Below are 9,468 nucleotides of genomic sequence, written 5' to 3' on the forward strand. Positions count from 1 at the left end.
TCGCAAATTTATATAGGAAAAGGAGAAACAATTAAGTGAAAACTGCACAAGAATTATATAAAATTTCACAAACTAAAGCACCAGAAATTGTTGCAGGTATTCTTGATGGTGTAAGAGAACATATTATTCAAAGATGTGAAGATGAAGCAAATAAAGGTGCAACATATTACTCGATTTATTTAAAAAAAGGATTATCTTATACAAAGGATTTACTTCTAGAAGAATGTATCAAAATAGCAAAAGAGTTTGAAAATAATGGATATAAAGTATCTATTGAGGATTCTGGAAATGGTTATTATGCGAATTTTGTTATGAGACTTTCATGGGATGATAAGATTGTTAAGTTCAATGATAGAAGTTTTGGACATAACGAACTTTTATATACAACAGATAACGGAGTAATAACCGATTGATTGTGTTTTTTATCAGATAAAGTAATGAGGTGGTAATAGAAGATTTGAGAAAGACAGAAAAATTCATATTAGAACTGACGTATGATGAAGAGCAGTTAAAATAAGAAAAGAAGCTGAGAAAATATATTTTGGATAATATTCTTATGACGAGAGCATGAAGAAGCCAAGAAATTAGGAGTTCCAATTATTACAGAAGAAGAATTTATTAATATGATTTCTTAGAAAGTGAGGTTTAAGAATTGCTAGAAGTAAAAATTAAATTACCAAACGTAAACGATGCTGCATTATTCTGTGCGAAATGTGGTGAATTTGAAGATGATATTGACTACGTATGTGGTCGTTATACTGTTGATGCGAAATCATTAATGGGGATTTTATCAGTGTCATTAAATCGTGAATGTGATATTAAGTTACATACCGATGATGAGGATACAAAAAACAAGTTTGTTAAGAGTATTAAATTTTGGATTGTAGAGGAGGATTAAAAATGAGAATTCAGCTAAATAAGATCGCTGATATTAATGTATTCAATAAAACATGTTCTGATATTTATGAAGAAGATATTTTTGTAGAGCAAGGTTCGCAAAGAATTAGTGCAAAAAGTATTCTTGGTATTTATAGCTTAGATTTGTCTCAACCAATTGATGTAACAATTAATACGGATAATAAACGTGTTACAGAAAATTTTTATAACTATCTGAAGAAGTGGGAGGTAAAAGAATAGTTGACATCAGCAGATTTATATTTATCACATGATATTAAACATATTTTGAAAGATGGATGCAAAGATCAAAATCCACGTCCAAAGTACAAAGATGGTACACCTGCACATACATATTTTGTTACCCATAATGTAAGACAATATGATTTATCAAAAGGCGAATTTCCTATTATTTTGTTGCGTCCCATCGCATGGAAGAGCGCAATTAAAGAAATTTTATGGATATATCAAAAAAAGAGCGATTCACTTGATATGTTAAGAAATGAATTTGGAATTAAATATTGGGATGATTGGGAATCAAAAAACTATCCTGGAACGATTAATTCATATGGGTCTATTATCAATAAATATGATTTGTTTAACAAAAGAGTTCTAAATGATATTAAAGAAAATCCGTATGGAAGATATCACGTATGTTCTATGTGGCAAGAGGAAGTATTTAATAAACCTGATTTTGATGGATTAAAACCTTGTTGCTATGAAACTATTTGGACAGTCCGTGGCGAATATCTTGATATGTTCTTAAATCAAAGAAGTGGTGATATGTTAACTGCGTCAGGAGCTGGTGGTGTTAATGAAGTTCAATACGCTGCATTATTAATGATGGTTGCTAGACATACTGGATATAACCCAGGTAAATTCACACATTTTATTGCAAATGAGCAATTGTATGACAGACACTTGGAACAAGCAAATGAATTATTAAATAGATTTGAAAATATGAGACAGGATGAATTTTTCCACGACAAATATTACAAAACGCCACATCTAAAGTTAAATGAAAATAAAAAGAATTTTTATGATATTACAATAGATGATTTCGAGATGATTAATTATGAACCAATTAAACCTCAAATAACATTGGAATTAGGAATCTAAATATGAATGATTTTATTTATTATTGCGAAAATGATGGAAATATATGTGAGAAGAAAGACAAATGTGCTAGATATTTGAAAGCAAATGAACATGTTTGCAAGGCAACATTATTCAAACAATTTTGTACCAAAGATAATGAGTATATTTTATACATGGAGGATTATGAAAAAAATAATTGTTGATATTATATATGGAATGATTGAATTTATTTTATACGCTTTTCTTATTATATTAGTAACATATACGCTAGTAGGTTGTAGTGTTAAGACAGAAGATGAACCTAAAGAAAATCCACAAGAACTTGTAATTAATACAGACAATGATGTTACAGGTACAATTAGTGTTTATGATACAGACGGTTCTACTATATTTGAGTATTACGGTAATTATCAAATTAAACACGATGGTTCTGATACAAATGTGGTTGTAGATTTATCAAGGAATGGTGATGTAGATTGATTATTTTGATTGGTAAAACTGCATCGGGTAAGACATTAATTAGAGAAGAATTAATTAAGAAAGGGTATTCAGGTATTATCACTTATACATCACGTCCGATTAGAAAATGTGAAAAACAAGATGTCACATATCACTTTATATCAGAAGATGAATTTAAACAAAAAATAGATAATAACTTTTTTGCAGTATATAAGACATACGACACTGTATTTGGAAAATGGTATTACGGATCATCATTAGAAGATTTAGAAAATGCTTCTGAGAAATCTATAATTATTTTAACACCAGACGAGTATAGGGATGTTGTTGGTATACTTTCTAAAAAGCCAACTTCAATTTATATATACGCTAATAATTCAACTATTAAAAAACGTTTAAAGAAACGTGGGGACAATAAAGAAGAAGCAAAAAGAAGAATTGAACATGATAATAAAGATTTTAAAGATGTAGAGAATATGGTCGATAAAATTGTATATAACAATGATGGAACAGACATAAATGATGTTGTGGATAAAATACTAAAATACTTGGAGGAATAATATTTGGACAAATTTATAATTTACACGGCTGGTGGAATGACCAAGTTTGGAAAAGATAATTTTGATGAATCAAATAAATGGAGAAATTATTGCAAGAAAAAATTACAAGATTCGTATAGTCTTTACAATGTAATTGTAATTAACGCAAATGATTACTATAACTTCTTAGATGATTCTACATATGACAGTGAAAGAGAAATTATGGAATTTGATGTTAGAAATATCAAACGTTCTGACTTAATTATTTGTAATTTCAATGACCCAAAGAGTATGGGAACAATGGCAGAGATTGCAATTGCTTATGATAATAGAATTCCTGTAATTGGACTAAATGAAGACAATCATGAACTTCATCCTTGGCAGATTGAATTTTGTTCAAAAATGTTTACAGATATAGATAAGATGTTGAGATATATTCATGATTATTATTTGATATAGGAGGTGAACACAGTATTATTGGAACGAGTCATTCTTTTGCTCACGAATTGCTTAATAAACCTGACGGATTTCTTACTGCAACAATTGGAGAAAAAGAGTATGTAATAGAAAATATAAGGAGAATTTCAACACATGCTAATTGTGATGATAGCGTTATGCATTGGTCGTTACAATTGGCAGAGTGTAGTGGAAATATTATTAGATGAGTTTATTAGATAAAAATGAAAAAATATTGATTTTAAAATTAATCGGGAAAGAACAACTACATATGTTATCAAAAGATAATCTAAATTATGAATCTGTTAAATATAAAAAATTAGAAGCATTAAAAGTAAAAATTAAGGATATGTAAAATGTTAAATAAAAAAGATACTGTTTATTATACTCGAATTATCCCGAATTGTGGAATATATGATGTGCTTGAGTTAAAAATTAGAACTGTAACAGATACATACTTTGTTGGTGTAGAAAAACGAGACAAACAATGTTTCTTACTATCTTATAATGACATTGGCAAAATTGTTTTCAAAGATAGAAAAGATGCTGTTATGAAAGTTAAAGAAGCAGAAGAACATAAGAAAGTTATATCAGACGAGATACTATATGAAGAATACTAATAACATAAAAGGAGGAATTATTATTGGTAAAAGTAATTAAGAGAGATTGTACAGAAGTAGATTTTCAGAAAAAGAAGATTTTAAATGCGATTCTTAAAGCAATGAAGAATGGAAGTGGGATAGTAAAACCAAAGATCGCTGAAGATATTGCGAATGAGATTTATGAAGAATGTAAAAATAAAGAGGAAGTAAGTATTTCTGATATTGAACGAATGGTATTTGAAAAATTGATTTCTAAAAAACAGAAATTAACTGCAAGAGCATATGAAGGTTATAGAAGTATCAGAGAATTCCAGAGAGGACATGAAAATACAATTGATAAAGACATCGTAGAACTTATTGATGGCGATAGCGAATATTGGAAAAATGAAAACGCAAATAAAAATCCTGTTCTTAATACAACCATTAGAGACTATATGGCGGGAGTTGTTAGTACTGATGCGGTGAGGAGATATTTATTACCACCTGAGATTGTACAAGCTCATGATGAAGGAATTATTCATTTCCATGATGCAGATTATTTTGCACAGAAGGAACATAACTGTGACCTGATTAATCTTGAGGATATGCTTCAAAATGGAACTGTAATCAGTGAAGTATTAATTGAAAAACCACATAGTTTTTCTACGGCTTGCACTGTAACAACGCAAATTATCGCACAAGTTGCTTCAAGTCAGTATGGTGGACAGAGCATTAGTTTAGCTCATCTTGCACCATTTGTTGATGTAAGTAGGCAGAAAATTATGGAAGAGGTTACAAATGAACTTTATAATAATGGATTAATTGAAAGTTTTGATAAAAACCTTACAGAAGTCAAAGATATTACAGAAAAAAGACTAAAAGAAGAAATTACAAAAGGAATTCAAACTATTCAATATCAACTGGTCACACTTATGACAACTAACGGTCAGGCTCCATTTATTACAATTTTTATGTATCTTAATGAAGCAAAAAATGAGAAAGAAGAAAAAGACTTAGCTATATTAATCGAAGAAATGCTGAAACAAAGAATGCAAGGAGTTAAAAATGAAGACGGTGTTTATATTGCACCAGCGTTTCCTAAATTAATTTATGTTCTTCAAGAAAATAATATCACAGAAGATTCTAAGTATTGGTATTTAACTGAATTAGCTGCTGAGTGTTCTGCTAAAAGATTGGTGCCAGATTATATATCAGAAAAAGTTATGCTTGAATTAAAAGGTGATGTTTATACCTGTATGGGATGCCGCAGTTTTCTTACTCCAGATAGATTTACAGAAAATGGTATTGGGAATATTGCGAACGCTAAAAATTATGAACCAGACAAGCACAAATATTACGGAAGATTCAATCAAGGAGTCGTTACAATCTCATTACCAGATATTGCTCTTTCGTCCGAAGGGGATTTTGATAAGTTTTGGGAATTATTTGAAGAAAGAACAGAGCTTTGTCATAAAGCATTGAGAGCTAGACATGATAGGCTCTTAGGCACTTCGTCTGATGTAGCTCCTATATTATGGCAACATGGAGCATTGTCTCGACTTAAAAAACATGAAAAAATCGATAGGCTTTTATATGATGGATATTCAACAATTTCATTAGGTTATGCTGGACTTTATGAATGTGTTAAATATATGACTGGGCATTCTCATTCTGATGAAGGTGTCGGAGAAGAATTTGGACTTAAAGTAATGCAAGCGTTGAATGATAAATGTTCACAGTGGAAGCAATTAGAAAATATTGATTATAGTTTATATGGTACACCGTTAGAATCTACTACATATAAATTTGCAAAGTGTTTAAAAAATAGATTTGGAGATAATGTTTTTATTGAACTTGATGGAAGAGATAGAAACTATATCACTAATTCATACCATATTCCAGTATTTGAGCCAATAGATGCTTTTGAAAAACTTAGAATTGAATCCAAATTCCAGCAGTTAAGTCCAGGAGGTGCAATTTCTTATATTGAAACTCCAAGTATGTCACACAATATTTCTGCTTTATTGGAAGTAATTAAATACATGTATAAACATATTATGTATGCAGAAATTAATACTAAGAGCTGTTATTGTGAGAAATGTGGTTACGATGGTAATATCCCTTTAGTGGATGATAATAATACTTTAAAGTGGAAGTGTCCGAATTGTGGTAATGACGATAATACAACAATGGATATTGCGTTTCGTGTTTGTGGATACATAGGTACTGCTAAGAACGGTGGGAATCAAGGAAGATATGGTGATATACACGATAGGGTATATCATTTGGATGATATAGAATATGAAGGAGAGGATTTTTAATTGCGATATGCAAGTATAAGAGAACTAGACGTTAGCAACGGTGAAGGAGTTGGTGTAGCCCTGTTTGTTCAGGGCTGCCCATTCAGTCCTCATTGTTATAATTGTTTTAACACTGAAACATGGGATTTTAATGGTGGTAAAGAATGGACACAAGATACAGAAGACAAACTTATAGAATTAGCAAACAGACCATATATTAAACGTCTTTCAATTCTTGGAGGCGAACCTTTGGCAGATGAAAATTTAGATGGTGTTTTACATTTAGTCAATAGATTTCGTCTTTCATTCCCAAACAAAACGATATGGTTATATAGCGGATATTCTTTTGAAGATTGTCTGATAAAGTCTAAGATATGTGAAGAAAATATTTTTAGAGTATTAAGGTATGAAATTTTAAAAAATGTGGATGTCATGGTTGACGGTAGATACATAGATTCAAAAAGAGATATTTCATTAAAATGGCGTGGCTCATCAAACCAAAGAATAATTAATATTAGACAGTCATTAGAGCAAAATAAAATAGTTCTGTACTGTGACTAAAGGCAGGTGATGTACAATAGCTAATTATTTATTAACACATTATAAAGGAGTTTATAGAATTAAAACTGAATATGATTTATCAACAAATCAATTTCCACGTAAACTTGATGGTACACTTGAAGACATAGATTGCTTTATTGATTGCCAACATTGTAATCGTATTTATAGTTTCGGACACGGAACTCTTCAAGCATATATACCATCAATCGGAAGAGGACATAACATCATTAAATACATAACTGAAAATTTTGGACAAGATATTATCTTTGACATAGAAGAAACAGATTCAGAAGTACTGTTTAAATTTAATGCAAAGAATGATGACAAGATTATTCCATTACTTAAACCAAAAACTTCTGGTGCATCTATAAGCCCTTTTAGCTCACGCAATCTTCCTAGAATTAATTATAAGATTCCAGATGAACAATTTGCTATGTATAAAAATATAGTGGATAAAATTCCTCGTGAGCGCATTTTAGACATAACACATAGTACAAATAAGTTTATCAAATCATTAGTTACAAAAAAGAATACTATAGAAAAAATTAAGGCTGATATGGCGATAAAAGGATTGAAAGGCAAAGAATATATTCATTCAATTGGGTTGTGGGATAAATATATTAAATTTTTAGAAGAGAATATTTAATAAAGGAGAGATGGTTATTCTTATTGATTGTAAAAGTATTGCAAATGAAATTAAAGAAGATATAAAAAATAAGATTACTGGCAAAAGGAAACCAAGATTATATGTTGTCCAAGTAGGTGACAATCCTGCTTCAAATTCATATATCAAGGGCAAGAAAAAAGATTGTGAAGAAGTAGGAATTGAATGCATTATTATCAAACTAGACGAAAACATTTCAGAAGATATATTATGTTCCCTTTTAGATTGGATTAAGTGTGAACATATTTATGACGGAATAATCGTACAACTTCCATTGCCAGACCATATCAATAAAGATAGAGTTATTTCACATATTCCACCAGAAAAGGACGTAGATGGTTTCCGTAAAGACAGCAAATATACACCATGTACTCCATTAGGAATTGTAGAAATATTAAAAAGATGTGTAAATATTGCTGGTAAAGATTGTCTGATTATCAATCGCAGTGACATTGTTGGCAAGCCATTAGTAAATCTATTACTGAACGAAGATGCTACAGTAACAATCGCTCATTCAAAAACACGGGACTTAAAAGAGAAAATCAAACAAGCAGATATTATAATCACAGCAGTCGGAATTCATAACTTTATTACAAAAGATATGGTTATGGATAACAAAATCTATATCGATGTATCCATGAATAAAGTAGATGGAAAATTGTGTGGTGACATTTCAAAAGATTCTTACGATTCTGATGCATTAATTACACCTGTGCCAGGTGGTGTAGGATTATTGACAAGAGCAATGTTATTGAAAAATGTGTTGAAAAGTTATACAAGAGGAATGTAAATGATTAATATAGATGATTATAAAGTAAATAAAAATGTAAATACAGAATTGCTTAATAAAAATGGATTCCGATACGGTACATTCAAATGTTACATATATAAAGATATTATACAGCTAATTATACATATAGATGTAGAAAACAAGGCATGGGAATACCAAGTTTATGATGTAGATCATGATTCTTTATATATATCATACTACAACAGAGAATATGGTAAAAGTGATGTTGTAAAAGCGATAGATAAGAAGATTAAAAAGATTATGAAAGAAATGGAAAAACAAAATATTATCGTTAAAGAATGGGAGGATGTTGATGAATAAAGTTGCACAATTTGAGAAAGTAAGTTTTGAACAGTTTAGGAAGGATTGGATTGATACATTTGGTGATAAAAAGAACGTAGACATTAAAGAAATATACGATAATATTGAATTACCGATAAGAGCAACAAAAGGTTCTGCCGGATATGATTTTAAATCACCGATTAAATTTACATTACAACCGAATTGTACGATTAAAATTCCTACTGGTATCAGATGTAAAATGGAAGATGGATGGGTACTTAAAATATATCCGAGAAGTGGTCTTGGATTCAAATATCGTATACAACTCAATAATACCGTAGGTATAGTGGACGAAGATTATTTTTATTCTGATAACGAAGGACATATCTTTTTGAAATTTACAAACGATACAAATGAAGCAAAGATTTTGAAGATTAATGCCGGAGACGGGATTGCACAGGGAATATTTGTTGAATATGGTATTACATATGACGATAATGCAGACGGTATTAGAAACGGTGGATTTGGAAGTACCACAAACAATTCATAGAAGAGGTGGTATAAATAAGTTGTAATTATTTAACGCCAAAAGACCTTCAGAAAAAACTTGATTGTAGTAAAAATACTGTATATAATTTATTAAAGTACTCAAATATCCCAAAAGTCATTATAGGGAAAAGATATTATATCCCAGAATCGTCATTTGATGATTGGATGATAAATAACATTGGTGGAAAAATTAAAATAAATAAAAATTTTTTCTAATTGTGGAAAAATATTGTGGAAAAATTTTTATAATATCTCATAAATGGCTTAAAATCAAGTGAAAATAAGGATTAACATA

The 9,468-nt window shown here is 30.0% G+C and carries 16 protein-coding genes; all 16 read left to right on the top strand.

Annotated elements, in window-relative coordinates:
- Positions 1 to 35: 35 nt before the first annotated feature.
- Positions 36 to 413: a hypothetical protein gene (locus ACQRD1_RS06350; protein WP_427787168.1), complete on the top strand. Its 378-nt coding sequence runs from the start codon at positions 36 to 38 to the stop codon at positions 411 to 413.
- 239 nt (positions 414 to 652) lie between these two features.
- Complete coding sequence (locus ACQRD1_RS06355) at positions 653 to 898, top strand: HPr family phosphocarrier protein (RefSeq protein ID WP_427787169.1); 246 nt, start codon at positions 653 to 655, stop codon at positions 896 to 898.
- A gap of 2 nt (positions 899 to 900) precedes the next feature.
- The gene (locus ACQRD1_RS06360) at positions 901 to 1,137 is read left to right on the top strand and encodes an HPr family phosphocarrier protein (protein WP_427787170.1); all 237 of its coding nucleotides are present in this window, start codon (positions 901 to 903) and stop codon (positions 1,135 to 1,137) included.
- Positions 1,138 to 2,013, top strand: a complete 876-nt coding sequence (locus tag ACQRD1_RS06365; RefSeq protein WP_427787171.1) for a thymidylate synthase — start codon at positions 1,138 to 1,140, stop codon at positions 2,011 to 2,013.
- A 162-nt stretch (positions 2,014 to 2,175) separates the two neighbouring features.
- Positions 2,176 to 2,472 (top strand): hypothetical protein, encoded by a 297-nt coding sequence (locus ACQRD1_RS06370; RefSeq protein WP_427787172.1) that lies wholly within the window; start codon positions 2,176 to 2,178, stop codon positions 2,470 to 2,472.
- On the top strand, positions 2,469 to 3,011 hold the full coding sequence (locus tag ACQRD1_RS06375; RefSeq protein ID WP_427787173.1) for a guanylate kinase: 543 nt from the start codon (positions 2,469 to 2,471) through the stop codon (positions 3,009 to 3,011). The genes ACQRD1_RS06370 and ACQRD1_RS06375 overlap by 4 nt, the downstream gene beginning before the upstream one ends.
- 3 nt (positions 3,012 to 3,014) lie before the next feature.
- Positions 3,015 to 3,449, top strand: coding sequence for a nucleoside 2-deoxyribosyltransferase (locus ACQRD1_RS06380; protein ID WP_427787174.1), 435 nt, complete (start codon positions 3,015 to 3,017; stop codon positions 3,447 to 3,449).
- Positions 3,450 to 3,651: 202 nt separating this feature from the next.
- A complete protein-coding gene (locus tag ACQRD1_RS06385) occupies positions 3,652 to 3,801 on the top strand; it encodes a hypothetical protein (RefSeq protein WP_427787175.1) in 150 nt (49 codons plus the stop codon).
- Position 3,802: 1 nt separating this feature from the next.
- Complete coding sequence (locus ACQRD1_RS06390) at positions 3,803 to 4,066, top strand: hypothetical protein (RefSeq protein WP_427787176.1); 264 nt, start codon at positions 3,803 to 3,805, stop codon at positions 4,064 to 4,066.
- A gap of 23 nt (positions 4,067 to 4,089) precedes the next feature.
- The gene (gene nrdD, locus ACQRD1_RS06395; RefSeq protein WP_427787177.1) at positions 4,090 to 6,348 is read left to right on the top strand and encodes an anaerobic ribonucleoside-triphosphate reductase; all 2,259 of its coding nucleotides are present in this window, start codon (positions 4,090 to 4,092) and stop codon (positions 6,346 to 6,348) included.
- Entirely contained in the window at positions 6,349 to 6,888 is a 540-nt protein-coding gene (gene nrdG / locus ACQRD1_RS06400; RefSeq protein ID WP_427787178.1) for an anaerobic ribonucleoside-triphosphate reductase activating protein, read from the top strand.
- A gap of 433 nt (positions 6,889 to 7,321) precedes the next feature.
- Positions 7,322 to 7,534, top strand: coding sequence for a hypothetical protein (locus ACQRD1_RS06405; protein WP_427787179.1), 213 nt, complete (start codon positions 7,322 to 7,324; stop codon positions 7,532 to 7,534).
- 10 nt (positions 7,535 to 7,544) lie between these two features.
- On the top strand, positions 7,545 to 8,342 hold the full coding sequence (locus ACQRD1_RS06410; RefSeq protein WP_427787180.1) for a bifunctional 5,10-methylenetetrahydrofolate dehydrogenase/5,10-methenyltetrahydrofolate cyclohydrolase: 798 nt from the start codon (positions 7,545 to 7,547) through the stop codon (positions 8,340 to 8,342).
- Entirely contained in the window at positions 8,343 to 8,663 is a 321-nt protein-coding gene (locus ACQRD1_RS06415; RefSeq protein ID WP_427787181.1) for a hypothetical protein, read from the top strand.
- The gene (locus tag ACQRD1_RS06420; RefSeq protein ID WP_427787182.1) at positions 8,656 to 9,174 is read left to right on the top strand and encodes a deoxyuridine 5'-triphosphate nucleotidohydrolase; all 519 of its coding nucleotides are present in this window, start codon (positions 8,656 to 8,658) and stop codon (positions 9,172 to 9,174) included. Before ACQRD1_RS06415 ends, ACQRD1_RS06420 begins: the two co-directional genes overlap by 8 nt.
- Positions 9,175 to 9,188: 14 nt before the next feature.
- Complete coding sequence (locus tag ACQRD1_RS06425) at positions 9,189 to 9,389, top strand: helix-turn-helix domain-containing protein (RefSeq protein ID WP_427787185.1); 201 nt, start codon at positions 9,189 to 9,191, stop codon at positions 9,387 to 9,389.
- Positions 9,390 to 9,468: the final 79 nt, after the last annotated feature.

This window comes from Bariatricus sp. SGI.019, from assembly GCF_050315235.1.
GTDB lineage: Bacteria > Bacillota > Clostridia > Lachnospirales > Lachnospiraceae > JAFBIX01.

What these genes read in the sequence shown, in the direction of transcription:
- ACQRD1_RS06360 (WP_427787170.1), top strand. Translation starts at nt 901, where the DNA reads ATGAGAATTCAGCTAAATAAGATCGCTGATATTAATGTATTCAATAAA.
- ACQRD1_RS06370 (WP_427787172.1), top strand. Translation starts at nt 2,176, where the DNA reads ATGAAAAAAATAATTGTTGATATTATATATGGAATGATTGAATTTATT.
- ACQRD1_RS06385 (WP_427787175.1), top strand. Translation starts at nt 3,652, where the DNA reads ATGAGTTTATTAGATAAAAATGAAAAAATATTGATTTTAAAATTAATC.
- ACQRD1_RS06390 (WP_427787176.1), top strand. Translation starts at nt 3,803, where the DNA reads ATGTTAAATAAAAAAGATACTGTTTATTATACTCGAATTATCCCGAAT.
- ACQRD1_RS06405 (WP_427787179.1), top strand. Translation starts at nt 7,322, where the DNA reads ATGTATAAAAATATAGTGGATAAAATTCCTCGTGAGCGCATTTTAGAC.
- ACQRD1_RS06410 (WP_427787180.1), top strand. Translation starts at nt 7,545, where the DNA reads ATGGTTATTCTTATTGATTGTAAAAGTATTGCAAATGAAATTAAAGAA.
- ACQRD1_RS06415 (WP_427787181.1), top strand. Translation starts at nt 8,343, where the DNA reads ATGATTAATATAGATGATTATAAAGTAAATAAAAATGTAAATACAGAA.
- ACQRD1_RS06420 (WP_427787182.1), top strand. Translation starts at nt 8,656, where the DNA reads ATGAATAAAGTTGCACAATTTGAGAAAGTAAGTTTTGAACAGTTTAGG.